Annotated in this window: 24 protein-coding genes and 2 tRNA genes; 15 read left to right on the forward strand and 11 right to left on the reverse strand. The window is 68.6% G+C overall.

Annotated features, from left to right (window positions below):
* Window positions 1–78 precede the first annotated feature (78 nt).
* Together J7357_RS03755 and yccS are read left to right on the forward strand one after the other, a co-directional pair.
* The gene (locus J7357_RS03755) at window positions 79–756 is read left to right on the forward strand and encodes a uracil-DNA glycosylase family protein (RefSeq protein ID WP_209244941.1); all 678 of its coding nucleotides are present in this window, start codon (window positions 79–81) and stop codon (window positions 754–756) included.
* A gap of 65 nt (window positions 757–821) precedes the next feature.
* Window positions 822–3,050 (forward strand): YccS family putative transporter, encoded by a 2,229-nt coding sequence (gene yccS, locus J7357_RS03760; protein ID WP_209244942.1) that lies wholly within the window; start codon window positions 822–824, stop codon window positions 3,048–3,050.
* Here the strand turns inward: yccS and J7357_RS03765 are convergent.
* Window positions 2,989–4,206, reverse strand: coding sequence for an MFS transporter (locus tag J7357_RS03765; RefSeq protein WP_209244943.1), 1,218 nt, complete (start codon window positions 4,204–4,206; stop codon window positions 2,989–2,991). The two genes, yccS and J7357_RS03765, sit on opposite strands and share 62 nt — an antisense overlap.
* 143 nt (window positions 4,207–4,349) lie before the next feature.
* On the opposite strand from J7357_RS03765, the gene J7357_RS03770 reads away from it, so the two are divergent.
* The 8 genes from J7357_RS03770 to J7357_RS03800 all read left to right on the forward strand — a co-directional run bounded on the left by J7357_RS03770 (window position 4,350) and on the right by J7357_RS03800 (window position 11,277).
* On the forward strand, window positions 4,350–5,276 hold the full coding sequence (locus J7357_RS03770) for a hypothetical protein (protein WP_209244944.1): 927 nt from the start codon (window positions 4,350–4,352) through the stop codon (window positions 5,274–5,276).
* 88 nt (window positions 5,277–5,364) lie between these two features.
* Window positions 5,365–6,309 carry a LysR family transcriptional regulator gene (locus J7357_RS03775; protein ID WP_209244945.1) on the forward strand — a complete coding sequence of 315 codons (945 nt, stop codon included), beginning with the start codon at window positions 5,365–5,367 and terminating at the stop codon, window positions 6,307–6,309.
* Between the two features lie 27 nt (window positions 6,310–6,336).
* The gene (locus J7357_RS03780) at window positions 6,337–8,259 is read left to right on the forward strand and encodes an MFS transporter (protein ID WP_209244946.1); all 1,923 of its coding nucleotides are present in this window, start codon (window positions 6,337–6,339) and stop codon (window positions 8,257–8,259) included.
* A gap of 83 nt (window positions 8,260–8,342) precedes the next feature.
* Window positions 8,343–9,131, forward strand: coding sequence for a HEAT repeat domain-containing protein (locus tag J7357_RS03785; RefSeq protein ID WP_209244947.1), 789 nt, complete (start codon window positions 8,343–8,345; stop codon window positions 9,129–9,131).
* Window positions 9,131–10,084, forward strand: coding sequence for a HEAT repeat domain-containing protein (locus tag J7357_RS03790; RefSeq protein WP_209244948.1), 954 nt, complete (start codon window positions 9,131–9,133; stop codon window positions 10,082–10,084). Before J7357_RS03785 ends, J7357_RS03790 begins: the two co-directional genes overlap by 1 nt.
* A 70-nt stretch (window positions 10,085–10,154) precedes the next feature.
* Window positions 10,155–10,277, forward strand: coding sequence for a hypothetical protein (locus J7357_RS21490; RefSeq protein WP_280515323.1), 123 nt, complete (start codon window positions 10,155–10,157; stop codon window positions 10,275–10,277).
* Window positions 10,278–10,501: 224 nt separating this feature from the next.
* Complete coding sequence (locus J7357_RS03795) at window positions 10,502–10,864, forward strand: CD225/dispanin family protein (protein ID WP_244667251.1); 363 nt, start codon at window positions 10,502–10,504, stop codon at window positions 10,862–10,864.
* 5 nt (window positions 10,865–10,869) lie between these two features.
* Complete coding sequence (locus J7357_RS03800) at window positions 10,870–11,277, forward strand: DUF2752 domain-containing protein (protein WP_010341436.1); 408 nt, start codon at window positions 10,870–10,872, stop codon at window positions 11,275–11,277.
* Between the two features lie 219 nt (window positions 11,278–11,496).
* Here the strand turns inward: J7357_RS03800 and J7357_RS03805 are convergent, their stop codons facing one another.
* The 5 genes from J7357_RS03805 to J7357_RS03825 are packed head-to-tail and all read right to left on the reverse strand — an operon-like array spanning window position 11,497 to window position 15,033.
* Window positions 11,497–12,393, reverse strand: a complete 897-nt coding sequence (locus J7357_RS03805; protein WP_209244949.1) for a hypothetical protein — start codon at window positions 12,391–12,393, stop codon at window positions 11,497–11,499.
* Window positions 12,394–12,445: 52 nt separating this feature from the next.
* Window positions 12,446–13,375 carry an NAD(+) diphosphatase gene (gene nudC, locus J7357_RS03810; RefSeq protein WP_209244950.1) on the reverse strand — a complete coding sequence of 310 codons (930 nt, stop codon included), beginning with the start codon at window positions 13,373–13,375 and terminating at the stop codon, window positions 12,446–12,448.
* Between the two features lie 48 nt (window positions 13,376–13,423).
* Window positions 13,424–13,810, reverse strand: a complete 387-nt coding sequence (gene erpA / locus J7357_RS03815) for an iron-sulfur cluster insertion protein ErpA (protein WP_017908990.1) — start codon at window positions 13,808–13,810, stop codon at window positions 13,424–13,426.
* Window positions 13,811–13,841: 31 nt separating this feature from the next.
* Window positions 13,842–14,291, reverse strand: a complete 450-nt coding sequence (locus tag J7357_RS03820; protein ID WP_010341431.1) for a polymer-forming cytoskeletal protein — start codon at window positions 14,289–14,291, stop codon at window positions 13,842–13,844.
* A 7-nt stretch (window positions 14,292–14,298) separates the two neighbouring features.
* Entirely contained in the window at window positions 14,299–15,033 is a 735-nt protein-coding gene (locus J7357_RS03825; RefSeq protein WP_160946137.1) for a DUF6776 family protein, read from the reverse strand.
* 192 nt (window positions 15,034–15,225) lie between these two features.
* Here J7357_RS03825 and J7357_RS03830 point away from each other — a divergent pair, with 192 nt between their 5' ends.
* The 3 genes from J7357_RS03830 to J7357_RS03840 are packed head-to-tail and all read left to right on the forward strand — an operon-like array spanning window position 15,226 to window position 20,548.
* Complete coding sequence (locus J7357_RS03830; RefSeq protein WP_209244951.1) at window positions 15,226–15,852, forward strand: DUF4126 domain-containing protein; 627 nt, start codon at window positions 15,226–15,228, stop codon at window positions 15,850–15,852.
* 35 nt (window positions 15,853–15,887) lie between these two features.
* Window positions 15,888–17,822: an EAL domain-containing response regulator gene (locus J7357_RS03835; protein WP_209244952.1), complete on the forward strand. Its 1,935-nt coding sequence runs from the start codon at window positions 15,888–15,890 to the stop codon at window positions 17,820–17,822.
* A 2-nt stretch (window positions 17,823–17,824) separates the two neighbouring features.
* Window positions 17,825–20,548, forward strand: coding sequence for a hybrid sensor histidine kinase/response regulator (locus tag J7357_RS03840; RefSeq protein WP_244667252.1), 2,724 nt, complete (start codon window positions 17,825–17,827; stop codon window positions 20,546–20,548).
* Between the two features lie 474 nt (window positions 20,549–21,022).
* Here the strand turns inward: J7357_RS03840 and bfr are convergent, their stop codons facing one another.
* The 3 genes from bfr to J7357_RS03855 all read right to left on the reverse strand — a co-directional run bounded on the left by bfr (window position 21,023) and on the right by J7357_RS03855 (window position 22,501).
* Entirely contained in the window at window positions 21,023–21,493 is a 471-nt protein-coding gene (gene bfr / locus J7357_RS03845; RefSeq protein ID WP_017910327.1) for a bacterioferritin, read from the reverse strand.
* Window positions 21,494–21,597: 104 nt separating this feature from the next.
* A complete protein-coding gene (locus J7357_RS03850) occupies window positions 21,598–21,810 on the reverse strand; it encodes a (2Fe-2S)-binding protein (protein ID WP_209244953.1) in 213 nt (70 codons plus the stop codon).
* Between the two features lie 79 nt (window positions 21,811–21,889).
* On the reverse strand, window positions 21,890–22,501 hold the full coding sequence (locus tag J7357_RS03855; RefSeq protein WP_048489306.1) for an RNA pyrophosphohydrolase: 612 nt from the start codon (window positions 22,499–22,501) through the stop codon (window positions 21,890–21,892).
* A gap of 120 nt (window positions 22,502–22,621) precedes the next feature.
* On the opposite strand from J7357_RS03855, the gene J7357_RS03860 reads away from it, so the two are divergent.
* Both J7357_RS03860 and J7357_RS03865 read left to right on the forward strand, forming a co-directional pair.
* Window positions 22,622–22,698, forward strand: a tRNA-Met gene (locus tag J7357_RS03860).
* Between the two features lie 41 nt (window positions 22,699–22,739).
* Window positions 22,740–22,814: transfer RNA gene (locus tag J7357_RS03865), tRNA-Gln, on the forward strand.
* Window positions 22,815–23,307: 493 nt separating this feature from the next.
* Here J7357_RS03865 and rpsI read toward each other — a convergent pair.
* Together rpsI and rplM are read right to left on the reverse strand one after the other, a co-directional pair.
* Window positions 23,308–23,700: a 30S ribosomal protein S9 gene (rpsI, locus tag J7357_RS03870; protein WP_010341421.1), complete on the reverse strand. Its 393-nt coding sequence runs from the start codon at window positions 23,698–23,700 to the stop codon at window positions 23,308–23,310.
* A 2-nt stretch (window positions 23,701–23,702) separates the two neighbouring features.
* On the reverse strand, window positions 23,703–24,131 hold the full coding sequence (gene rplM / locus J7357_RS03875; RefSeq protein ID WP_010341420.1) for a 50S ribosomal protein L13: 429 nt from the start codon (window positions 24,129–24,131) through the stop codon (window positions 23,703–23,705).
* Window positions 24,132–24,334 lie beyond the last annotated feature (203 nt).

Genomic DNA, 24,334 nt, shown 5'->3' on the forward strand with positions numbered 1-24,334 from the left:
CCGCTCCTACGAATGGGCCCACGCAATCTCCATCGCCCCTGCGCTAGCTTTGATCCTCTACCGGTTCGCGCACGCCCAATGGCCCTCTCTCCCGCCCTCCGCACCCACTTTCGCGCGCTCGCCGCGCAGACCGACGGCATCGACACCGCGGCCTATGCCGCCTGCGGCAAGGATCCGCTCGATCCCATCATCGGCCTGGGCCGCCGCGATGCGAAGGTGTGCATCCTCGGTCGCGACCCGGGCCGCAGCGAGGTGGAACATGGCGAGCCCTTCGTCGGCAGCGGCGGCCAACTGGTGCGCAAGGCGCTGTACCGGCACCTGCACCACGGCGAGGAGATGCCCGACTTCGCCGCCGGGCTCAAGGCCGGCCGCGTCGCCTTCTGGCTCAACACCGTGCCGTACAAGCCGGTGGGCAACAAGGCCTGGTCGATGACGGTGAAGCGCCGCTTCCACCCGCTGATGCGGCGCCTGCTGCTCGAGCAGTGGCGCGGCGATGCCATCCTCACCCTCGGCCGCGAGGCCTTCCTGTGGTTCGGCATCGACCAGCCGCGCGAGGTGCGCGCGGCGCTGGAGGCATTCTGGGCGCGCGAGGACCGCTTCCAGGCGCAGACCGAGGTGGAGCTGCGCAGCGAGGACGGCCGCCGCACCCGCCGCGTGGCGCTGTACCCGCTGCCGCATCCCTCGCCGCTCAACCAGACCTGGTACAAACGCTTCCCGGCGCTGCTGGACGCCCGCCTGCGGCAACTTGGCGTCTGAGCGCCCGCGTGCAGCGCCCCTCTCGAGAAGAATCGCATACAGCGACGGTGCGCTATCGTGTCGCCGTGCCGACCCCCTCGATCGAAACCCGCCTGAGCCGCCTGTGGGCCCACGAAAAGGCCAGCTACGGGCTGCGCGTGTTCATCGCGCTGGCGGTGGCGATGGGCGTGTGCTGGCATCTGCAGCAACTGGAGGCGGTGCCGGCGATCTTCCTGGGCACCATCGCCAGCGCCATCGCCGAGACCGACGACAACTGGCTGGGCCGGATCAAGTCGGTGCTGCTGTCGCTGCTGTGCTTCGCCGCCGCCGCCGCCGCGGTGGTGCTGCTGTTCCCGTATCCGTGGCCGTTCGCCGCCGGGCTGGCGCTGTCCACCTTCGCCCTGACCCTGCTCGGCGCGCTGGGCGAGCGCTACGCCTCGATCGCCCAGGCCACGGTGGCGCTGGCGATCTACGCGATGATCGGCCTGGACCACGGCAACCAGAACGGCCATGTCGGCGGCGACGCCTGGCATGGCGTGGCGCTGCTGTTGCTCGGCGCCAGTTGGTACGGCGTGCTGTCGGTGCTGTGGACGGTGCTGTTCGCCAACCGGCCGGTACGCGAGCGGCTGTCGCGGCTGTACCTGGAACTGGGCCGCTACCTGCGGTGCAAGGCGGCCCTGTTCGAGCCGGTGCGGCAGAGCGACCTGCACGCGCGGCGGCTGGCGCTGGCCGAGCAGAACGTGCGGGTGGTGGCGGCGCTGAACGCGGCCAAGACCGCGATCATCAGCCGCTTCGGCCGCTCCGGCCGGCCCGGCGTGCAGTCGGGCCTGTATTTCCGCCTGTACTACATGGCGCAGGACTTCCACGAGCGCGCCAGTTCCTCGCACTACCCGTACGAGGCGCTGACCGACGCGTTCTTCCACAGCGACGTGCTGTACCGCTGCCAGCGCCTGCTGGCCCTGCAGGGCAAGGCCTGTGCGGCGCTGGGCGAGGCGATCCGGTTGCGGCAGCCGTTCGACTACGGCGAACAGACCCAGCAGGCCACCACCGACCTGCGCCAGTCGCTGGATTTCCTGCACGCCCGCGCCGATCCGCGGCAGGCGCGCCTGCTCGGCTCGCTGGAACTGCTGGTGACCAATCTGCACAGCATCGAGCGGCGCCTGGCCGAGGCCGCGCAATCGGATACCACCAGCGACACCCTAGATACCCGCCTGCGCGACTCCTCGCCGCACACTCTGCGCGAGATGCTGCGGCGCCTCGGCCAGCAGCTGACGCCCGGATCGGTGCTGTTCCGGCACGGCCTGCGCATGGCCATCGCGCTGGTGGTGGGCTACGTGGTCATGCAGTCGATCCATGCCAGCAACGGCTACTGGATCCTGCTGACCACCGCCTTCGTGTGCCGCCCCAACTACGGCGCCACCCGCCTGCGCCTGGTCCAGCGCATGGCCGGCACCCTGATCGGCCTGGGCGCGGCGTGGGCGTTGATGCAGTTGTTCCCCGGCACCGAACTGCAGTTGCTGTTCGCCCTGCTCGGCACCCTGGTGTTCTTCGTCACCCGCACTGACCGCTACATGCTCGCCACCGCGGCGATCACGGTGATGGCGCTGTTCTGCTTCAACCTGATCGGCGACGGCTTCATGCTGATCTGGCCGCGCCTGCTCGACACCCTGATCGGCTGCGCGATCGCCGCCGCCGCCTCGTTCCTGATCCTGCCGGACTGGCAGGGCCGGCGCCTCCACCAGGTGCTGGCGACGGTGCTGTCCAGCAGCGCGCGCTACCTGGCGCAGGTGCTGGAGCAGTACCGCAGCGGCATGCGCGACGACCTGCCCTACCGCATCGCCCGCCGCGACATGCACAACGCCGACGCCGCGCTGTCGGTGGCGCTGTCGAACATGCTGCGCGAACCCGGCCGCTACCGCCGCAACCTGGATGCCGGCTTCCGCTTCCTGGCCCTGTCCAACACCCTGCTCGGCTACCTGTCGGCGCTGGGCGCGCACCGCGCCGCGCTGGCCGGCGAGACCGATCCGGACATCGCCCGCGCTGGCGACTACCTGCCGCAGGCGCTGGGCGCACTGGCCGACGCACTGGCCGAGCGACAGGCGCTACCGCCCGCCGACGAACCCGCCGAGATCGCACTGGCCGAGGCGCTGGAGCGCGAGGAGGGCATCGACGAGGCCAAGCGCCGGCTGGTGCGCAACCAGCTCGCGCTGACCCTGCGCCTGCTGCCCAAGCTGCGCGCCGCCGCGCAGGCGGTCAGCGCCGCGCCGGTGCCGCCGGCGCCGGCGCCGGCGCTTGCCGCGCCGGCTGCGCGCTGATGCCCATCCACAGCAGCGCCAACACCGCCAGCGCCGCCCCGCCGAGCGCCACGCCACGCCAGCCGGCGTAGGCATAGGCCGCGGTGCCGAGGCTGGACCCGATCGCACCGCCGATGAAGTAGCAGGTGACGTAGGCCGAGGTGATGCGGTTGCGCGCGGCCGGATCCAGTTGGTAGATCACGCTCTGGTTGCCGATGTGCACGCCCTGCACCGCCACGTCCAGCAGCACCACCCCGGCGATCAGCAGCCACAGCGAGTGCGGCGCGCCGAGCAGCAGCAGCCACGACAGCAGCAGCATGACCAGGCCGCCCCAGCCGACCAGATGGCCGGCACCGCGGTCGGACAGCTTGCCGGACAGGTTGGCGGCGAACGCGCCGGCCGCGCCGATCAGCCCGAACAAACCGATGGTCGCGGTGCCGTAGCCGTAGTCCGGGCCGGACAGCAGGAACGCCAGCGTGGTCCAGAACATGCTGAAACCGGCGAACAGCAGCCCGCCCAGCACCGAGCGCGCGCGCAGCACCGGCTCGTCGCGCAGCAGCGCCAGCACCGAGCCGATCAGGTGCGGATAGGACAGCTGCGGATTGCCCGGATGCCGCGGCAGGCCGCGCCACAGCAGGCCCGACACCACCAGGATCAGCGCCGCCGCCACCCAGTACACGGTGTGCCAGCCGCCGATCCCGGCCAGCAGGCCGGAGGCCGTGCGCGCCAGCAAAATGCCCAGCAGCAGCCCGCTCATCACCGTCCCGATCACCCGGCCGCGCTCGTGCGGCGCGGCCAGGGTCGCGGCGAACGGCACCAGGATTTGCGCCGCCACCGAACTCAGGCCGGTGATCAGGGTGCCGAGCAGCAGCAGCGCGAAGCTGTGCGCCATCGCGCTGACCAGCAGGCCGACCGCGCTGAGCGCGTACAGGCCAACGATCAGGCTTCGCCGCTCGAAGCGGTCGCCCAGCGGCACCAGGAACAGCAGGCCGGCCGCGTAGGCCAGCTGCGCGGTGGTGACCACCGCGCCGGCGCGGCGCACGTCGATGGCGAAAGTCTGCGCCAGTACTTCCAGCAATGGCTGCGCGTAATAGTTGCTGGCCACCGCCAGGCCGGTGGCGGTGGCCATCAGCAGCACCAGGCCGCGGCGCATCGGCGGATGCGAGGTCGTTTCCATGGACGGGAACCGGATCGTGGGGAGGGGCGCAGTCTGTGGCGGCGACAGCGATCTTTCAAACGCATTTTTTTCACCACTGCCATCTGGTTTTGAGATAGCGTGGGTGCGGCCCGCGGCACCACAGCTTCCGAGGAACCCGCCCCATGCCCAGCACCGACATCGCCGAGGCACTGCACCGGCACGGCTACGCCGTGGTTCGCGGCTTTCTGGGCGACGGCGACATTCCCGACGGCCTGCTGCGCTTCCTCGAAGGCGCCGAGAAGTTCCACGATGGCGTGATCGGCGATCTGCCGGCGGCGGACATGCGGCGGATCCAGGCGCGCATCGCCGCCACCGTGCCGGCGGTGGCCACGGCCATGGGCCTGGCGATCGCCGCCGACCGCTTCGGCTACTGCGCCATCCGCATCCGCGAAAGCCATGCCGCGCCGAGCCTGCGCCTGCCGTTCGACCAGCACCGCGATCCGAAGACCGCGCCGGGCGGCGCGCTCAACTGGCACCTGGATCACTTCAGCTATTTCCTGCACGCCGACCACCGCAACTACCTGATCTGCTACATGCCGGTGTTCAAGCCCGACGCCGGCCTGGCCAATGTGGCGATCGTCGCCGACGACGTGGTCGCGCGCCTGGATCCGCACCTGCACCGGCGCATCCAGGGGCGTGGCGCGCTGCGCTTCCGCTGCGTGGAGGCCGACACGCTGGACTGGTTCCGGCTGCGCTTTCCGGGCGAGGCCATCGCCATCGGCGACTGGTATGCGATCGAGGACCTGCACGACGCCAGCCCCGGCTGGAAGATCGGCTTCGATCTGGAAGCGCACAAGGTGGTGCCGCAACTCGCCGTCGGCGACCTGCTGATCATGCGCGCCGACGTCATCCACCGCACCCACGACGCCGGCTGCGACCGCATCTCGGTGCGCTGCGACGCCCTGCCCGCACATGCGCCGCGGGTGGACACGCTGCGCGGCCTGCTCGGCATGACCCTGCGCTACCCGTTCATGAGCCGCAAGCGTCGCTACAACATCCGCCTGTGGCTGCGCCAGCAATGGCGAAAGCGGCTGGGGCGCCCGGCATGACGCGCGCGCCTCGACCACGGGCGACGCACGCCTGCGGCAGCCGTGCCGATCGACTGCCACATCGGCGCGGCGCACGCCGGGAACCATCATGCTGACCCTGCGCCAGCTCGAATTCGCCGTCGCCGTGGCCGAGGAAGGCAGCTTCACCGCCGCCGCACGCCGCTGCCACACCGTGCAGTCGGCGCTGAGCCACCAGATCGCCAAGATCGAGCAGGCGCTGGGCGCGCGGCTGTTCGAGCGCGGTGCGCGGCAGGTGCGCGCCACCGCCGCCGGCGAGGTGTTCCTGCACAACGCCCGCGCCACCCTGCGCGCCGCCGAGCGCCTGCACGAGGAAATGGCGCAGACCCTGGGCACGGTGCGCGGCCGCCTGCAGATCGGCCAGATCTCCTCGTTGAACGCGGTGCAGGTGCCGGCGGTGCTGCGCCAGTTCCGCGAGGCGCACAGCGCGGTGGACGTGCACCTGCGCACCGGCATGAGCGATGCGCTGCTGCTGGACCTGGGCGAAGGCCGGCTCGACGTGGCCCTGGTCGGGGTCGGCCCGCACGTGGCGCTGCCGCCGCAGCACCTGCTGCTGCACGAGGAGCCGCTGGCGCTGATCGCCGCGCCCGGCAACCGCTTCGCTGCGCGCCGCGAGGTGTCGCTGCGCGAACTGGAGGACGCACCGATGGCCGGGCTGACCCCCGGCGCCGGCGTGCGCGGCATCATCGACCGCGCCTTCGCCGCCGCCGGCCTGCGCCAGCGCCTGCAGTACGAGGTCACCCACGCCGACTTGCAGCGGCAACTGGTGGCCGAGGACCTGGGCCTGGCGGTGGTGCCGCAGACCATGGCCGCCGGCATGCACGGCGTGGCCACAGTGGCGCTGCGCGAGCGCTTCCGCTTCCTCACCTATGCGGTGTGGCGTCCCGATCCCACTCCGGCCGCACGCGCCTTCATCGCCCTGCTGCACGCGCGGCGCGACGCCAGCCAGGCGGCGGCCGGCAGCGCCGGGGCGGGCCGCCGCGCGCCGCGCCTGCGCGCGCGGCGAACCTGCTAGGCTGCGCGCGTTCGCAAAGGAGCCTGCATGTCCGCCCACAGCCAGTTCGCCCTGCTGCGGCAACGCCGCTTTCTGCCGTTCTTCGTGGTCCAGTCGCTGGGCGCGTTCAACGACAACGTGTACCGGCAGGCGATCATCGGCCTGCTGTTCTACCTGGGCGTGACCCCGGAGCAGCGCACGCTGTACACCAACCTGGCGCCGGCGCTGTTCATCCTGCCGTACTTCCTGTTCTCCTCGCTGGCCGGGCAGATCGCCGAGAAGCTGGAGAAGTCGCGGCTGGTGGTCATCACCACCACGATGGAGATCGGCATCATGTCGCTGGCCGCGGTCGGCTTCCTGACCGAGAACATGGCGGTGCTGCTGGTGGCGCTGTTCTGCACCGGCCTGCAGTCCACCCTGTTCGGCCCGGTGAAGTATTCGATCCTGCCGTCGGTGCTCAAGCCGGAGGAACTGACCGGCGGCAACGGCCTGGTCGAGATGGGCACCTCGATCTCGATCCTGTGCGGCATGATCCTCGGCGGGCTGATCTTCCAGATCGCCGGCAGCCACGGGCCAGTGGCCGCGGCCACCGCGGTGGTGGCGCTGGCGGTCACCGGCAACCTGATGGCGCGCTGCATCCCCAAGGTCGACGCCGGCGCGCCCGAGCTGAAGATCAACTGGAACCCGCTGCCGGAATCGCTGGCGATCATGCGCCTGACCCGGCGCCAGCTGGCGGTGCGCAACGCCGTGCTCGGCGTGTCCTGGTTCTGGTTCGTCGGCACCGTGCTCACCGCGCAGTTGCCGACCTACGCCGAACTCAACCTGGGCGGCGCGCAGGACCTGTACATCTTCGCCCTGGCGCTGTTCTCGATCGGCACCGGCACCGGCTCGCTGCTGTGCGAGAAGCTGTCCGGGCGCACCGTGGAAATCGGCCTGGTGCCGCTGGGCGCGTTCGGCATCAGCGCCTTCATGCTCGACCTGTATTTCGCCCGGCCCGGCGCCGCGCTGCAGACCGGCCTGGGCATCGGCCAGTTCGTCCACCAGGCCGGCAGCGGGCGGATCATGCTCGACCTGGTCGGCATCGGCCTGTGCACCGGCCTGTTCGTGGTGCCGCTGTTCGCGCTGATCCAGAGCCGCACGCCGAAGGCGGAGCTGTCGCGCGTCATCGCCGGGCTCAACATCCAGAACTCGTTGTTCATCGTGCTGGCGGCGATGATCGGCATCGTCCTGCAGATGCAGGAACTGCACCTGTTCGGCATGCGCATCCCGCTGCCCGGGCTGAGCATCCCGCAGGTGTTCCTGGCGCTGGCCATCGCCAACGCGGTGGTGGCGATCTGGATCTTCAGCATCGTCCCCGAATTCCTGATGCGCTTCCTCAGTTGGGTGATGGTGCGCACCCTGTACCGGCTGCGCCTGCACGGCATCGAGCGGCATGTGCCCGAGGAGGGCGCGGCGCTGATCGTGTGCAACCACGTCAGCTACATGGACGCGCTGGTGCTGGCCGCGGCGATCCCGCGACCGGTGCGCTTCGTCATGTACTACCGCATCTTCAACATTCCGGTGATGCGCTGGATCTTCCGCACCGCCAAGGCGATCCCGATCGCCGGCGCGCGCGAGGAGCCCGAGCTGATGCAGCGCGCGTTCGACGCCATCGACGCCGCGCTGGCCGAGGGCGAACTGGTGTGCATCTTCCCCGAGGGCGCGCTGACCAAGGACGGCGAGATCGCCGCGTTCAAGTCCGGCGTGGAGAAGATCCTGGCCCGGCGCGCGGTGCCGGTGGTGCCGATGGCCTTGCGCAACATGTGGACCAGCATGTGGAGCAAGCGCGACTCGCGATTGCGGCGCATGCGCGTGCCGCGGCGCTTTCGCGCGCATGTCGAGGTGATCGCCGACGCACCGGTTCCCGGCGCGCAGGCCAGCGCCGAGAGCCTGGAAGCGCAGGTGCGGCGACTGCGCGGGGGCGATGCATGAGCCACGGAGTTGCATAAGCCAAGAAAAGAAGGGTAGGCTTTTTGGAATGCGCCTGCTTTAGGCGTCGGTTGCAAGGAAGATTGATGACTTTATCTATTGATAGTTTTGCGACCGCAATTGAGACGCATCTGTGTCAGCCAAACGCCAAGCTTGCTGATTGCGCAGATCTTTTCGCAGAAGCAGACCTAGCCCACTGGACACGCCAGCGCCTTACCGATGAACTCGAAAAAGATGGCCGATCAAGCCAGGAAGCTTTCTCGGTAGTTCTCGCACAAGGCTCCTTGTGGCAACTGAAAGTCACGCAACACTCCGTAAATACCAAATTTCTATACACGCAACCTTTTGAAATCCTTATTGCTCCCATAAATGGCCAGCTAGAAATTGACGAATACCAGCTGACGCCAAACCATACCCTTCCTATTGGCGTAGGGACTGGATTTACACGCACATTCCGACACGCCATTGAAGCAGGCAACACTCTATTGTGCGGCACAGATACGATTCATGACATCCAGATCAGCCATCCGATCTTAGTGGCGAAGCTCATCGGCCCAATTCGTGAGTCATTACAATGGATGGTGGATCGACCTTCATTGAAGGTAGTGCAGGCTATTTCCTCAAGCCCAGTACATTCTGAACTGGAGATAATGGCCCGGGCGCTTGGCGCCATGCGGAACGGCGGGACTAATGCACTGGAAAAGTTGGTAGCTCATGACATTCACTTCGTGCGCTGGGCCGCAATCCAGGCGATGGGAAGAATATCTCCAGCCCGCGCCATGGAGTTATTAGAAAAAGCGACAACTGATGAACATCCGCATATTCGCCAAAGTGCCGCGAATTTTCTTTCCCGTACTGTTGGCAGTAAGCACTAATGGCCATCACACCCAAAATTTCTGCACAACCGAACCCAATTTCTCTGGATGATTTCCTAGAAAAAGCGCGCAGAACCATTAATGTACGAGAACCAGAATCGGCCCTGGCGCTGTCGGACGATCTAGCTAGCTTGGCCATGAATGAAACACTTGTGCCTGACGCTATTGAGGCACAGGTCAATGGCTTCCTAAATGGCATTAGGCATGTCAGCTACACACCGCAGTCTATTATCTTGGGCGGCGGGGATGGATTCTACGTTCGTGCCAATATCTGGACTCCACCACGCCTGTGCAGTGCCATTAGGGAGCAAGAAGAACGAATTTTTTCCTACAATCTTGCGCACGACCACAACTTTGCATTCCTCACAGCCGGCTACTTCGGAGCTGGCTATCGCACCGAAATATTCGATTACGACCCTAAACAAGTAGTTGGCTATATCGGCGAGAAGGTAGACATAACCCCATTGGAACAAACCTCCCTCCCCAAGGGCAAGGTCATGTTCTACCGCATGCGGCGCGATATTCATATTCAACATCCTCCCGAAGAATTATCAATATCGTTAAACCTAATGATGATTTCACCTGAAAGCGAGCATACGGAACAGTACTTCTTCGATACAGAGGCGGGAATCATCTCCGGCATTCCAGAAGCGGCTTACGTATATAGGCGCGCATCGTTAGCCACGCTTTTGGGAGAAGTAGGGGATGAAGCATCGCTTCCACTGCTGCATAGCCTCTTAGAAGAGCAGCCAAATCGGCGAATTCGAATATCAGCACTACAGTCCATTTACCGGTTACACGAACGTCTCAATCAAAGTACCACAGTAGCCAGCGGCTTTATTGATGACCAAGACCCTCTTGTGGCAGAAGCTGCTAGACGATTGCGTGATGGTCAGCGACTCGGCGCCGATCTCGACTTAGCTTCGGCTGCTGATTTATATAAGCGAGACTGAGAACAGCCGCCCTCTCGACGGCTGGTGTTTCATTCGATCGAGAGAACCCTAACTTGAGGATGTGAATCGCATGAATAACGAAACACTGCTAGAAATTGACGATCTGCCGGCACTTGTTGCACCAACTGGCGTATCTGATGGCGTGCTCGGTCTGTTCCAGATTCTGCTGCTATGGCCAACTCCCGCCAAGTGAATGATTTTGTTCATGAGAAAGGGGCAATCTTGCCCCTTTCTCATTTTCAAAAATCTCAACCGCGAGAATGACTGCGCCTTCACTCGCCATAGGTGCCGCGTCTGAGCGATGGTCAGTACAGCTGGCTTTGCGATCTCGCGCTCCGACCCGTAATCACGCTGGCTCTTCTAGGCTTTGCGCAGGCACTCGTTTAAACTGGGCCTGAACCGAACCAAGGAAAGAAGATGAGCACCGTCAGCCCCGTCACGCCTCCGCCTCCGCCTCCGCCCGCGCCTGCCTCCGGCATCCCCGGCCCGATCCCCAATCACCTGGCCTGGGCGATCATCTCGACCGTGCTCGGCTTCTGCCTGTGCTGCCCGGCGCTGATCACCGGCATCGTCGCCATCGTGTTCTCCAGCAAGGTCAATGGCCTGCTCAACCAGGGCGACCTGGAGGGAGCGCGCCGCGCCTCCAACACCGCCAAGACCTGGTGCTGGGTGACCAGCGCGCTGGCCGTCATCGGCCTGCTGATCAATGCCGGCATGGTCGCCACCGGCGGCATGCAGAGCTACATGCAGTACATCCAGCAGATGCAGCACGCGAGCTGATCGGCATGCGCGCCTGGCAACAACGGGCGTGCCTGGGCGCCGCCGCCGCGTTCGCGGCCGGCGGCGCCACGCTGCTGTACCGTTTCGATCCCAATGCCGCGAACAACCCGTTCGCGCCGTGCATGTTCCATGCGCTCACCGGCTATTACTGCCCGGGCTGCGGCATGACCCGCGCCCTGCATGCGCTGGTGCACCTGGACCCGGTCGGGGCGTTCGCGATGAATCCCGGCGCGATGCTGGGCCTGGCCCTGCTGCCGGGCCTGATCGCCTGGAAGGCCGGCTGGCGCGCGGCCTGGTTCGCGCCGGTGGTCGGCGTGGTGTCGCGGCCGAACTTCTGGCTGATCGCGCTGCCGGGCTACTGGATCGCACGCAATCTGCCGTGGTTCCCCTTCACCTTGCTGGCGCCGCACTAGCCGGCCTGCCGCATCCGCCTCGTCGTGTCCGGTAGCAGGCTCGCACCTCCCAGCCCAGTTGATGGGCACATCTCATCACGTCGGCACGCGTCCCGTAGGAGCGGCTTCAGCCGCGACAGGCGTTCCCGACAAATCCGACGCGGCTGAAGCCGCTCCTACGCGACAACGTCATGCGTGGCGAAGCAGGTTGTCAGAGGTGCCCCGATGTCGAGAGCGGCCTCAGCTGACCCAGCCGGCGATCACCAGCAGCGCCAGCAGCACCAGCCACAGCAGCAGCACCCGCCAGACCTGGCTCATCGCATCGCGCAGTTCGGGCAGGCGCCGCAGCGCCGGCACCACCATGCCCGCGTCGCTGTAGTCGTGCGCCTCGGCATCGAGTTCGCCGCGCACGCTGGCGCAGGCCACCGGCCCGAGAAAGCCGGTGTCCAACTGCCAGCGCTTGCCGCCGGCGGCGCGCCAGGCGCCGAACACCGCCTCGAAATTGCCGACCAGGGCCAGCGAGAAGGTCATCAGGTGCGCCACCGGCCATTCCAGCGCCGCCAGCAGCAGGCGCGCGCCGGCGGCGGTGGCCGGCGGCAGCCGTGACGCATACGGACCGACCGCGGCCAGCGCCAGCAGCCGGTAGCCCAGCGCGCCGAACGGCCCCAGCAGCAGGAACCAGAACAGCACCGCGAACCAGCGCCGCAGCGCGCTGACCGCCACCGCCTCGACCAACCCGGCCGGATCGGCGCGCAGCGGCCCGCCATCGTCCTGCAACCGCGCCACCGCCAGTTGCCGCGCCGCGGCGTCGTCGGCATCGATGATCGCCTCCACGTCGGTGTCCAGGTCGCGCGGTCCCCAGCTGAAGGCCAGCACCGCGATCCCGAACAGCAGGGTCAGCAGGCCCAGATGCGGCGCGGCCAGCAGCCACTGCAGCAGGCCGACCAGCAGCAGCGGCGGCAGCAGCGCCAGCGCGGTGCCGTAGCGGCCGCGCCAGGCACTGCCCTCGCCGGCATGCGTGTCCAGCCAGCTGAGCCAGTCGCCGAAGGCGTCGAAGCGGCGCAACGAGGCCACCATGCCGGGGGCGACATGGCCCAGCACCAGGGCGACGATCACAGCGACGAGGGTCGTGAACATGCAGGTCCTCCGGGACCGTTCTGAAACGGATGCGCGCAACGCGCCGGCGCGGTCAGGCCGGCGCGCCGTGCCGGTACCAGTCCTCGATCAGCGCGCGGGCGATGGAGATGCGCGGCGGCAGGCGCAGGCCGTGGCCGTCGTCGGCGCTGTCGCCGTGCGCGGCCAGCCGCGCCAGCGCGGCGCCGACCTCCTCGCGCTCGAACCAGCGCGCGTCTTCCAGCTCGCCATCCACCTGCGGCGTGTCCGCTTCTGCCTGCGCGGTAAAACCGAGCATCAGCGCGCCCGGAAACGGCCACGGCTGCGCGCCGAAGTAGCGGCAACTGCCGGGCCGTACCCGCACCTGGGTCTCTTCGGCCACCTCGCGCGCCACCGTCTGCTCCAGCGATTCGCCCGGCTCGACGAAGCCGGCGATCACCGAGTAGCGCCGCGCCGGCCAGCTCGCCTGGCGCCCCAGCAGCAGGCGCCGGCCGTCGCTGACCGCGACGATCACCGCCGGATCCACCCGCGGATAGTGCTCGCTGGCGCACTGCGTGCAGACGCCGAGGAAGCCGCCACGCTGCAAGGCGATGGTGCCGCCGCACACACCGCAGAAGCGCGTCCGCGACTGCCAATGCAGCATCGCGCGGGCGTAGGCGAACAGGCCCCCCTCCAGCGCCGGCCACTCGGCCGCGGCGCGGCGCAGGTCGATGCGCTGCGGTGGCGGCGCCAGCTGCGGCACTGCGTCGGCGGCCAGCGCGAACCAGGCCTGGCCATGGTCCAGGCCGAGGAAGAGCGCGTGCTCGGCCAGCGCGCCCAGTGCAGCACTGCCGACGATCAGCGGGCGCGCGTCGGCATCGGCATGCGCGTGGCCATCGGCGTCCAGCACCAGCACCCGCGCCTGTTCCCAGGCCTGGCGCAATGCCGCTGGATCGTTGCGCACGGCATCGGCACGGTCGATCGCGGGACCGGCGAAGGCGAAGGAGTCGGGCGTCGGATCGGACATGCGCCGCAGGGTGCAGGCAAACCGTGCGTCCCGCAAGCCGCAGCGTGTCTACACGCTGAAGCTGCTGCCGCACCCGCAGGTGGTCTTGGCGTTGGGATTGCGGATCACGAACTGCGCCCCATGCAGGCCCTCGCTGTAGTCCACTTCCGCGCCCATCAGATACTGCAGGCTGAGCGGGTCGACCAGAAGGGTGACCTGGTCGGTCTGCACCGCCAGGTCGTCCTCGGCGCGGTTCTCGTCGAACTCGAACCCGTACTGGAAGCCGGAACAGCCGCCGCCCTGGATGTACACGCGCAGCGCCAGCGCATCGTTGCCTTCCTCGCGGATCAGCTCGCGCACCTTGGCCGCGGCGGCCGCGGTGAAGTTCAACGGCCGATCCAGCGACTGGTAGTCGGGCGTGGGCGCGGCGCCCGGCAGGGAAACGAGAGTGCTCATGGCGCCAGGATGGGGACGGCCGGCGCCCGAATCAAGCCTCGGCGGTCAGCGCGCGCGGCGGCTCGGCGTCGCCGGCGGCCTCGCGATGCGCTTCCGGCGGCGCCAGCGCGGCCAGGCTGCCGGCGTGGATCAGGCGCCCGGTCAGCTGCGCGCCGGCGTTCATCTCCACCACCTGGTAGTGCACGTTGCCCTGCACCCGCGCCTTGGACGCCAGTTCCACGCGCTCGGCGGCATGCACGTCGCCGATCAGTTGGCCGTTGATGATGACCACCGGCGCGCGCACCTCACCCTCGATGCTGCCGTGCTCGGACAGGGTCAGCGTGGCCGGCGCGCCGTCTTCGGCGATGACCTTGCCGAGGATGCGCCCTTCCACGTAGAGCCCGCCGCTGAACACCAGGTCGCCGCGGATCACCACCTGCGCGCCGATCAGCGTGTCGACCACGGTCTGGCCGCTGCTGCGGCTGTTCTTGTTCCCAAACATAGGCTGATTATTCCCCTTTGCCGTTACCGGCCAATGTCCAATCGAAGGTCTGGCTGACCGGCGCCCCCCCGCCGCTCAATACCACCCGCACCCGTTGCGGAGTGAAGCCCTTGGGCAGGATCACGCTGCCATCCAGTTGCTGGAAGTAGCGGAACGAGTAGTCCTGCCCGGGCACACCGGTCTTCTGGTGCAGTTCGTCCCAGCCCACGCTGGTCAGCTTGCCGCCGCGCACGCCTTCCACGGTCAGGCGCAACTGGCCCTGGCTGATCGCGCCGCGGTTGAGGTTCTGGGTCAGCACCACGTTGTAGCGCCAGGTGCCGCCGGCCTCGGCGGAAAACTCCACCGAATGCACGCTCAGGCCCTTGCGCTGGCTGGTCGCACCGACCAGGCGCTCGTAGAACGCCACGTCCGCGCGCAGCCCGGCGATCTCCTCGTCGCGCTCGGCCAGCGAACTCTGCACCTCGTTGTTGGCGGCGCGGCTGATCTGGTCGGAGCGGGCCAGGGTGGCCTGGCGCTGGTTGAGCGTCTCGATCTGCCGCTGCTGCGCCTGGAGATTGCGTTCGGCCTCGCGCAACTGCGCGCTGACCGCACTCAGCCGCGGCGCGGCCTGGCGGCTGGCCAGCCACCAGGTCAGCGCCAGCGACAGCAGCCACAGCCCGGCCAGCAGCAGCCACAGCCCGCGGCCGCGGCGGGGCGCGGCGCCATTGGGCACGATCTGGAAACGGGGAACGGGTCGGTTCATGCGCACTGCCACGCCACCGAGGCGGCGCCGGCGTCGATCCTCGCGGGTCGGCCTGCTGGGCCACCTAGTGTAAGCCACCCTCCTGAGCGGCGCCGGACTGCACCGCATCCCACGCCCCGCCCCGCGGGCTGGCCTTCGCGGCAGGCATGGCCGATAGTGGCCGACACCCGTGCAGTTGCAGGAGCGCCTGCCATGACCGACGCCCATCTCTTCGTAATCGGCATCCTGCTGGCCTGGCTGGCCGGCATCCGGGTGTACCTGACCGTGTTCGGCATCGGCCTGGCCGGCCTGCTCGGCTGGCTGGAGCTGCCGCCGGCGCTGCAGGCGACGCAGTCGTGGTGGGTGCTGGGCACCTCCGGCGCGCTGGCGCTGGCGGAATTCTTCGCCGACAAGATCCCCGGCGTGGACTCGGTCTGGGACCTGCTGCAGACCCTGACCCGGATCCCGGCCGGTGCGTTCCTGGCCGCGGCCACGCTCTCGCCCGACGGCCAACTCGGCGCCGGCGCGCTGGCCACCGGCGCGGGCGTGGCGCTGACCAGCCATGCGCTCAAGGCCGGCACCCGCGCCCTGCTCAACACCTCCCCGGAGCCGGCCAGCAACTGGATCGCCTCGCTGGCCGAGGACTCGGTGGTGATCGCCGCGCTGGCCCTGGCCCTGGCGCACCCGTGGCTGGCGCTGGCGGTGGTGCTGGCGGCGAGCGCACTCGGCGCGCTGCTGGTGTGGTGGTCCTGGCGCCTGCTGTGGCGCGGCATGCGCCGCCTGCTGGCGCCAGCGGCGCCGTCTGCCGCGCCGCAAGGCACGCAGCCTTCGCGAACTTGATCGCATAATTGGACGCGCACCAGGAACCAGACGCGATGCCCGCCAACGACGCTGCTCCGCTTTCCCATCGCGAGGACCCGCGCGCGCGCCATGTCCGCGCCGAGACCCCGCCGCCGCATTACTGGCGCCGCTGGGTCGGCGACGCGGCGCGCGCGGCGCCCAGCGATGTCGCCTCCGATGAGCGCGCGGCCGATCTTGCGCCCGCCGACTCCGCTGCGACCGCCACGCCGCTGGCCGGCACCGACCACGACGACGGCCCGGCCGACGCCAGCGCGGCCGCCTTCGTCGTCGCCGACGCCACCGCCGATTCCACCGCACAGGCGGCGGCCGCGCCGTACCGCGTGCTGATCGTCGAGGACGACCGCGCGCAGGCGCTGTTCGCGCAGAGCGTGCTGCATGGCGCCGGCATGCATGCGCAGGTGCAGATGCAGGCCGAAGGCGTGCAGCAGGCCATCGCCGACTACCGGCCGGACCTGATCCTGATGGACCTGCACATGCCGGGCCTGGACGGCATGCGCCTGACCGCGCTGATCCGCCAGCAGCCGCAGCACCAGTTGCTGCCGATCGTGTTCCTGTCCGGCGACGCGGATCCGGAGCTGGAATACGAAGTGCTCGACAGTGGCGCCGACGACTTCCTGACCAAGCCGATTCGGCCGCGGCACCTGATCGCCGCGGTGTCCAACCGCATCCGCCGCGCCCGCCAGCAGGCCCAGCACGGCCACGCCGAGGCGGCGCCGCTGAACAATCCCGAGACCGGCCTGCCGACCCGCGCCCATGTGCTGCAGTTGCTGGACACGACGCTGCGCGCCCACCGCCCCGGCAGCCTGTACTTCATCGAGATCGCCAGTGCGCTCGGCCTGCGCGAACGCTACGGCTACGCCGCGTTCGAGCGGCTGATGGTGCAGGCCGGGCGCCGCCTGGCCGGCGTCACCGCCCCGCAGCCGCTGGCGCGGCTCAACGACAACAGCTTCCTGCTGCTGGCCGACGACGCCGATGCCGACGCGCAGTTGCAGTGCGCGCAGCGCCTGCGCGACGCGCTGTCCGGCCATGCCTTCCCGCTGCGCGAGGACGAGGCGCTGCACCTGCGCTGCGCGATCGGCTACGCCGACTTCGGCCATGGCTTCGAGGACGCCGGCAGCGCGCTGGAAGCGGTCGAACGCAGCGCACTGCAGGCGCGGCTGCAGCCGCAGGGCATCGCCGCCTACGTGCCGCCGCGCGCGGACGAGGACCTGCAGCGCATCGCCATGCTGGAAGGACAGCTGGAACCGGCCTACCAGCCAATCGTCGCCGTTGCCGGCGGCGACATCGCCCAGTACCAGGTGCTGCTGCGCCTGCGCCAGCGCGACGGCAGCCTGCTCTCGGCCGGCCAGGTGCTGCCGGCCGCCGAAGCCGGCGGCCGCATCGCCGACCTCGACCAGCAGGTGCTCGATCACGCGCTGGGCCTGCTGCACCTGTACCAGCACGCCACGCCGCCGCTGCGCCTGTTCGTCTCGCAGTCCTCGCGCACGCTGGCGCGTACCGCCTTCGCCGAATGGCTGATCGACACCATCGGCCGCCGCGGCGTCACCGGCACCTCGCTGGTGATCGACCTGCGCCTGGACGATGCCTTGGTCCACACCGCCACGCTGCAGCAGTTCTGCGCGCGGCTGATGCCGCTGGGCGTGCAGTTCTGCGTCAGCCAGTTCGAACCGGGCGCGGAGGCCGAGGCGCTGCTCGCGCACCTGCCGCTGGGCTATCTGCGCCTGTCGGCGCGCTTCGCCGGCGCGCATGCCGATCCCGATCTGCGCGACCAGTTGCGCGCCACCATCGATCTGGCGCACCGCGCCGGCCTGCTGATCATCGGCCAGCAGATCGAGCAGGCGCAGGCCGCGGCGGCGATGTGGATGGGCGGGGTCGACTTCATCCAGGGCAACCTGGTGCAATCGGTCGGCGACCAGTTGAACTTCGACTTCCAGAACGCGGTGCTCTAGCCATGTCCGTCCGTCGACGTCGGCCCGTCCCACGGCCGGCGGCCTTCGCCGCGGTGCTCGCCGTCGCCGGCACCCTGCTGGCGCTGCCGCCGCTGGCGCTGCCCTTGCCGGCGCCGTGGCACTGGCTGGCACCGGGCTGCATGGCCGCCGCCGCGGCCCTGGCCACCCTCGCCGGCTGCCGCGCGCGCCAGCAGATCGAACGCCTGGATGCGGCGCTGGCGCGTGCCGCGCTGGCCGAGTCCGAACGCAATGCCCTGCAGCACGACGTACATGCGCGCGAGCGGCTGGAACAGGAACTGCTGCAGGCCAAGCAGGCCGCCGAGGCGGCCACCCGGGCGGCTGAAGCGGCAGTGCTGGCCAAGGGCGAGTTCCTGGCGACGATGAGCCACGAGATCCGCACCCCGCTCAACGGCATCATCCCGATGCTGGAGCTGATCGGGCGCGGCCCGCTCGGCCTGGACCAGCGCGAGATGCTGCGCGCGGCCAGCACCTCCTCGCTGCAACTGCTGCGCATCGTCGACGACATCCTGGATTACTCCAAGCTGGAAGCGAACCGGCTGGAGCTGGAGATCACCACCTTCAACCTGCGCGAGCTGCTCGACGGCGTGCTGGAGCTGATGCAGCGCGCGGCCGAGGCCAAGGGCCTGCGCATGACGCTGCAGCTGGACCCGGCGGTGCGCCTGCCGGTGCGCGGCGATCCGGTGCGCCTGCGCCAGGTGCTGAGCAACCTGCTCGGCAACGCGGTCAAGTTCACCGCGCGCGGCGGCATCGACCTGGGCGTGCGCCGGCTCGGCGAGACCCCGGCGCAGCACCTGCTGCGCTTCGAGGTGCGCGACACCGGCATCGGCATCAGCGCCGATCGCCAGGAGCACCTGTTCCAGGCCTTCACCCAGGCCGATGCTTCCACCACGCGCCTGTACGGCGGCACCGGCCTGGGCCTGACCATCTGCAAGCGCATCGTCGAACTGATGGGCGGGCGCATCGGCGTGACGTCGCGGCAGGGCCAGGGCGCCACGTTCTGGTTCGAGATCCCGTTGCTGAAGGTGATCGGCGACCTGGCGCAGCACCCGGGCGGCCTGCCGCGGCTGCAGGCGTTGCTGGTCGGCGCCGACCAGCGCCTGCAGCAGCGCCTGAGCGTGCTGTTGCCGAACTGGGGCGTGCAGGTCAGCAAGGTCGATTCGACCCAGGAGGCGCTGGAGCGGCTGCGCGGCAACGGCAGCGGCAGCGTCGCGCGTCCGGCCTACGACCTGGTGATCGGCGACCTGGATGGCCTGCGGCAGAGCGCGCGCGCCCTGCAGCGCGCGGTGGCGCGGCTGCCGGCACCGCAGACCACGCGGCTGGTCTGGCTGTACGGCGAGGCCGACATTCCCGAGGAGATCCGCGCGCACGGCGCGCTGCTGTCGCGGCAGGCCCCCGACATCGATCTGCGCAGCATGTTGGCGCTGGCGCCGGCGACGCCGCACCTGGCCAACGAGACGGTTGGCGCCAGCGACGACGACGCGGATACGTTCTACCACGACGCCTTCGCGCAGAACGCCGCGGACAGCCCCACGCCCCCTCCCGCCGCGGGCGCGGCGCGCGCGATCGCCGACGCCCCGCCGCCGCGCAGCGGCTACCGGCTGCTGCTGGTCGAGGACAATCCGGTCAATCTGATGGTGGCGCGGCGACTGTTGGAATCGCTGGGCCATCACGCCGACAGCGTCGAGGACGGCGCTGCCGCGCTGGCGCAGTTGGCGCGGCAGCCGTACGACCTGGTGCTGATGGACTGCCAGATGCCGGTGCTGGACGGCTACGCCGCCACCCGCCAATGGCGCCAGCGCGAGGCCGAGGCGGCGCGCCCGCGCCTGCCGATCGTGGCGATGACCGCCAACGCGATGGCCGGCGACAGGCAGCGCTGTCTCGATGCCGGCATGGACGACTACCTGTCCAAGCCGATCGACCGCGCGCGGCTGGAAACCTGCCTGCAGCGCTGGCTGCCGCTGCAGCCGGCGACCTTGCCGGCCGGCGCGGCGTTCGCGCCGGAGCCGGAGGCAGGCCCGGCAACGGCCGCGGCCATCGCGAGCAGACCGACGGCGGAAGCGCTCGCCAACGCGATGCACGTCGAACCGCAGCAGGCCGGCCACGCCGACATGCCCACGGCGGACGCCGCGGCGGCCACGCCTGCTACGGCATCCAGCGCTACCGCCCCGTCGACCGCGCCGATGCCATCGCCCGATCACGACACGCGCGACGTCCCCCCGGCAGCGCCTGTGCCGGAACAGGACCTGGCGTCGCGCGGCGCCACCGCAGCGTCGACGCCGCCGCCCGCCTCGCCGGAGGCCGACGATCTGGAACTGCCATCGGCGGTACCGGCGCCGGTGCTGGACATCGCGGTGCTGGACGAGCTGCGCGAGGTCATCGGCGGCGCCAGCGTGAGCCAGATCGTCGAGCTGTTCCTGGCCGATGCGCCGCTGCTGATCCAGCGCCTGGAGCAGGCGGCGGCGACGGCGCAGAGCGACGCGCTGCGCGAAGCCGCGCACACGCTGAAATCCTCGGCCGCCAACCTCGGCGCGCTCGCGCTGTCGGCGGCGGCGCTGCGTATCGAGTCGGGCGTGCGCACCGGCACGCTGGAGCGACCGGTGGTCGCAGTCGCCCTGGTGATCGCCGAGTTCGCGCGCGCACGCCTGGCGCTGAGCGGCTACCGCGCCAGCGTGCGCGATGCCGTCGAGGACAGCGCCGCGCCCTGAGGCATCCGGAGATCTGAGGACGCCCCATGCGTTTCGCCGTCCACGCCCTCAGAGGATGACGGCCAGGTGGAGCGAAGCGCACGACCTGACGCATGCAGGTTGCCCGCGTGGCGAACGGCGCTTGTCGCTTTCCGGATCCGCCGCGGCTTCTGATTGCCACGCGTCGCGGCTGAAGCCGCTCCTACGGCACAAGAGCGACGCGGTGATGACATGGGCGTCGCGATGCGCCTTCCCGACCTGTCCCTTCTCGCACAATCGGGGTCTGTGATCGCACATAGCTGAGGCAGCGCAATTCAGCCGCTTGTTCGATTCTGTAGGGGCGGCTTCAACCGCGACGCTTCACTGACACCGCATCGCGGCTGAAGCCGTTCCCGCTCGTGTACGGCGGGGCCCACGCAGTCCCTGCCTGCAGCAGCGAACACGCTCGATCGCGGCGAGGCCCAGGCCGGCGCTGCGCTGTCATGCACCGACGATTCAGTCGTCGAGCTTGGTCAGCAGGTAGTTCGGCTCGCCGATGCGATCGATCAGGTCGAGCTGGGTTTCCAGCCAGTCGATGTGCTCTTCTTCCGACTCCAGGATGTCGGCCAGCAGTTGGCGGCTGACGTAGTCCTGGATAGATTCGGCGTAGGCGATGCCCTCGCGCAGCGTGACCGTGCCGTCCTGCTCCAGCGCCAGGTCGCACTCGAGGATTTCCTTGGGGTTCTCGCCGATGCGCAGCTTGCCCAGCGCCTGGAAGTTGGGGAGCCCCTCGAGGAACAGGATGCGGTCCGCCAGCTTGTCGGCGTGCTTCATCTCGTCGATGGATTCCTTGTACTCGTGCTCGGCCAGTTCCTTCAGGCCCCAGTTCTTCAGCATCTTGGCGTGCAAGAAGTACTGGTTGATCGCGGTCAGCTCGTTGTAGAGGACCTTGTTGAGGAACTCGATGACTTTGCTGTCGCCCTTCATGATGTCGCTCGCGTAGATCCGGAAAGCGCAGACTCTAGCGAATCGCGCCGCGACGTGAAGGAACGCGAATCGTGATCATCCCGCGCCGCAGCGCGGCGATGGACTCAGGCGGCGCGGGCGAGGCCGCCAACAAGCACAGGCAACGGCAGTTCGCGGCTCAGTGCGCGCTCGAGCACATCGCTGGCCATGTCCAGGCAGGAGCCGCAGGTGGCGCCGCAGCCCGTGCGCATGGTCAGTTCGGAAACGCTGCGGCAGCCGGCTTCGGCGGCTTCGCGGATCTGTCGATCGGTGACCCCATTGCAGATGCAGACGTACACGGCGGGCTTGGCGGCGGACGGCGCGGACTGCGCCTGCCGCCATTCAAACCAAAGTGAGAATGGTTGTCAATTCCGCCCGTTAATCGTTATTAATCCGCGCCGCCCAGGGCCCGCCGCGCTTGCGTGGACGCTTGCGCGGCCGGTCGTGGCCGGCGGTATTGCCCGGCAGCCAGGCCTCCTGGGCCAGGGTCGGCATGGCGCGGATGCCGGCGCCGGCGATGGTCTGCGCCAGCGGCGCCAGATGGCGCAGCGCCCGCGCGTAGACGCCGCGCTTGAACAGCACGACATGCTCCACCGGGTACCAGAAATCGACCCAGCGCCAGTGGTCGAACTCCGGCGTCTCGGTCAGTTCCAGGTTCAGCTGGCTCTCGTCGCACTGCATCCGCAGCAGGAACCAGACCTGCTTCTGGCCGATGCAGACCTGGCGCTCGTTGCGGCGGATGGCCCGGCTGGGCAGGCGATAGCGCAGCCAACCGGGGGTGGCGCCGAGCACTTCCACATGCTCGGGCAACAGCCCGGTTTCTTCGCGCAACTCGCGGTACATGGCCTCCACCGGGGTCTCGTCGGTGTTCATGCCGCCTTGCGGGAACTGCCAGCCGTCCCGGCGCACACGGCGTGCCCAGAACACCTGACCATCCGGCCGCATCAGCACGATGCCTACGTTCGGTCGATAGCCGTCCGGATCGATCACGATGCGGACTCCTGAAAAATCTACTGGCTCCGACTCTGCCATGGCTGCGGCCGGGCCACAAGCAGCGCAGAAACCCGTTGACAGCCGCCCGCTTCTCCATAAGAATTGGCGGTTCACCAGGGCTATGTAGCTCAGCCGGTTAGAGCACAGCACTCATAATGCTGGGGTCGGTGGTTCGAGTCCACCCATAGCCACCATGGTGTGTACGCCCAAGGCGTGCGATACTTGCAGTCCACATTGCCCCGTCGCCAAGCGGTAAGGCACCTGACTCTGACTCAGGCATTCGGTGGTTCGAATCCATCCGGGGCAGCCAAACAAAAAAAGAAGGCCGATCGAAAGATCGGCCTTCTTTTTTGTTTGGCGCGGGGTTTGCGCAGGCGCTTCGCGCCTACGCCCCACATCTTGCTGCGCAAGATGTGGGCCCCAGCCCTTCCGCTTCCACATCCCCGCGCCTGTCGGCGCGCCCCCTTGGACTCCAAGGGGGCTACTCCACCAGATGGAATTCGATCCACCGAAGCGGGCGCTGACGAAACGAACTCATTCACCCCATGCCGACGAGACACACGCGGCCCTGGCTCTGCAGACCTGTAGCTCTGCAGACATGAATCTTTTGCGGCGACGCCGAGTCCCCAAGCCAGACGGAGACGGGCAATCGCCCGAATACTGTTCGCGCCAAACCCGCGGCGGCACACACATGCTGCCAGCCAACACAAACCACGGACCCAGAACGACAAAAGCCCGGCCGAAGCCGGGCTTTTGCTTGGTCCCAGCGGGTTCCCGAGGGAACCCACGCCAGGCGCGATGGATCAGCGCTTGGAGAACTGGGTGGCGCGACGGGCCTTGTGCAGACCGACCTTCTTACGCTCGACTTCGCGGGCGTCGCGGGTCATGAAGCCGGCCTTGCGCAGCTCGGTCTTCAGGGTTTCGTCGTACTCGACCAGCGCACGGGCGATGCCCAGACGGATCGCACCGGCCTGGCCGGTGGTGCCGCCGCCGGTGGCGGTGACCAGGATGTCGAAGCTTTCGGTGTTCTTGGTCAGCTCCAGCGGCTGGCGCACGATCATGCGCGCGGTCTCGCGGCCGAAGAACTCGTCCAGCGGACGGCCGTTGACGGAGATGTTGCCGGTGCCCTTGCGCAGGAACACGCGGGCGGTGGAGGACTTGCGGCGGCCAGTGCCGTAGTTTTGCGAAATCGCCATGATTAGATATCCAGAACCTGCGGCTGCTGAGCGGCGTGCGGATGCTCCGCACCGGAATAGACCTTGAGCTTGCGGTACATCGCGCGGCCCAGCGGGCCCTTGGGCAGCATGCCCTTGACCGCGATCTCGATCACGCGCTCCGGGTGGCGCTCCAGCGCCTGCTCCAGGCTCTCGGTCTTCAGGTTGCCGATGTAGCCGGTGAAGCGGTGATACTTCTTGTCCTTGAGCTTGTTGCCGGTGACGACGATCTTCTCGGCGTTGATCACCACCAGGTAATCGCCGGTATCGACGTGCGGGGTGTAGACCGGCTTGTGCTTGCCGCGCAGGCGGCGGGCCAGTTCGGTGGAAAGCCGGCCCAGCGTTTTGCCGGCGGCGTCGACGAGATACCAGTCGCGCTGGACGGTCTCGGACTTAGCAGTGAAGGTGCTCATGATCAGACTCGGTTGGTCGGGCGGATTCCTGCAGCGAACGGCCGGAACTTTGCCACGCGTTGTGAATTGCAAAAACGCAAGAGGCGAAATTCTACGCGGCCCGGCCGCCCCGCGCAAGTCCACCCATGACCGGCGCAGATCGGGCGGGCGGCGCGCTTGGCAGTGCGTCGGCCGGGGGCGAAAATCGGGATCCCCACCGCTTC

This window comes from Xanthomonas sp. D-109, from assembly GCF_017746095.1.
GTDB lineage: Bacteria > Pseudomonadota > Gammaproteobacteria > Xanthomonadales > Xanthomonadaceae > Xanthomonas_A > Xanthomonas_A sacchari.

Bases quoted from the DNA above. Each gene is read 5' to 3' on its own strand.
- J7357_RS03755 (WP_209244941.1), top strand. From the start codon at position 79: ATGGCCCTCTCTCCCGCCCTCCGCACCCACTTTCGCGCGCTCGCCGCG.
- J7357_RS03765 (WP_209244943.1), bottom strand. From the start codon at position 4,206: ATGGAAACGACCTCGCATCCGCCGATGCGCCGCGGCCTGGTGCTGCTG.
- J7357_RS03770 (WP_209244944.1), top strand. From the start codon at position 4,350: ATGCCCAGCACCGACATCGCCGAGGCACTGCACCGGCACGGCTACGCC.
- J7357_RS03775 (WP_209244945.1), top strand. From the start codon at position 5,365: ATGCTGACCCTGCGCCAGCTCGAATTCGCCGTCGCCGTGGCCGAGGAA.
- J7357_RS03780 (WP_209244946.1), top strand. From the start codon at position 6,337: ATGTCCGCCCACAGCCAGTTCGCCCTGCTGCGGCAACGCCGCTTTCTG.
- J7357_RS03785 (WP_209244947.1), top strand. From the start codon at position 8,343: ATGACTTTATCTATTGATAGTTTTGCGACCGCAATTGAGACGCATCTG.
- J7357_RS03790 (WP_209244948.1), top strand. From the start codon at position 9,131: ATGGCCATCACACCCAAAATTTCTGCACAACCGAACCCAATTTCTCTG.
- J7357_RS21490 (WP_280515323.1), top strand. From the start codon at position 10,155: ATGAATAACGAAACACTGCTAGAAATTGACGATCTGCCGGCACTTGTT.
- J7357_RS03795 (WP_244667251.1), top strand. From the start codon at position 10,502: ATGAGCACCGTCAGCCCCGTCACGCCTCCGCCTCCGCCTCCGCCCGCG.
- J7357_RS03800 (WP_010341436.1), top strand. From the start codon at position 10,870: ATGCGCGCCTGGCAACAACGGGCGTGCCTGGGCGCCGCCGCCGCGTTC.
- J7357_RS03805 (WP_209244949.1), bottom strand. From the start codon at position 12,393: ATGTTCACGACCCTCGTCGCTGTGATCGTCGCCCTGGTGCTGGGCCAT.
- nudC (WP_209244950.1), bottom strand. From the start codon at position 13,375: ATGTCCGATCCGACGCCCGACTCCTTCGCCTTCGCCGGTCCCGCGATC.
- erpA (WP_017908990.1), bottom strand. From the start codon at position 13,810: ATGAGCACTCTCGTTTCCCTGCCGGGCGCCGCGCCCACGCCCGACTAC.
- J7357_RS03820 (WP_010341431.1), bottom strand. From the start codon at position 14,291: ATGTTTGGGAACAAGAACAGCCGCAGCAGCGGCCAGACCGTGGTCGAC.
- J7357_RS03825 (WP_160946137.1), bottom strand. From the start codon at position 15,033: ATGAACCGACCCGTTCCCCGTTTCCAGATCGTGCCCAATGGCGCCGCG.
- J7357_RS03830 (WP_209244951.1), top strand. From the start codon at position 15,226: ATGACCGACGCCCATCTCTTCGTAATCGGCATCCTGCTGGCCTGGCTG.
- J7357_RS03835 (WP_209244952.1), top strand. From the start codon at position 15,888: ATGCCCGCCAACGACGCTGCTCCGCTTTCCCATCGCGAGGACCCGCGC.
- J7357_RS03840 (WP_244667252.1), top strand. From the start codon at position 17,825: ATGTCCGTCCGTCGACGTCGGCCCGTCCCACGGCCGGCGGCCTTCGCC.
- bfr (WP_017910327.1), bottom strand. From the start codon at position 21,493: ATGAAGGGCGACAGCAAAGTCATCGAGTTCCTCAACAAGGTCCTCTAC.
- rpsI (WP_010341421.1), bottom strand. From the start codon at position 23,700: ATGGCGATTTCGCAAAACTACGGCACTGGCCGCCGCAAGTCCTCCACC.
- rplM (WP_010341420.1), bottom strand. From the start codon at position 24,131: ATGAGCACCTTCACTGCTAAGTCCGAGACCGTCCAGCGCGACTGGTAT.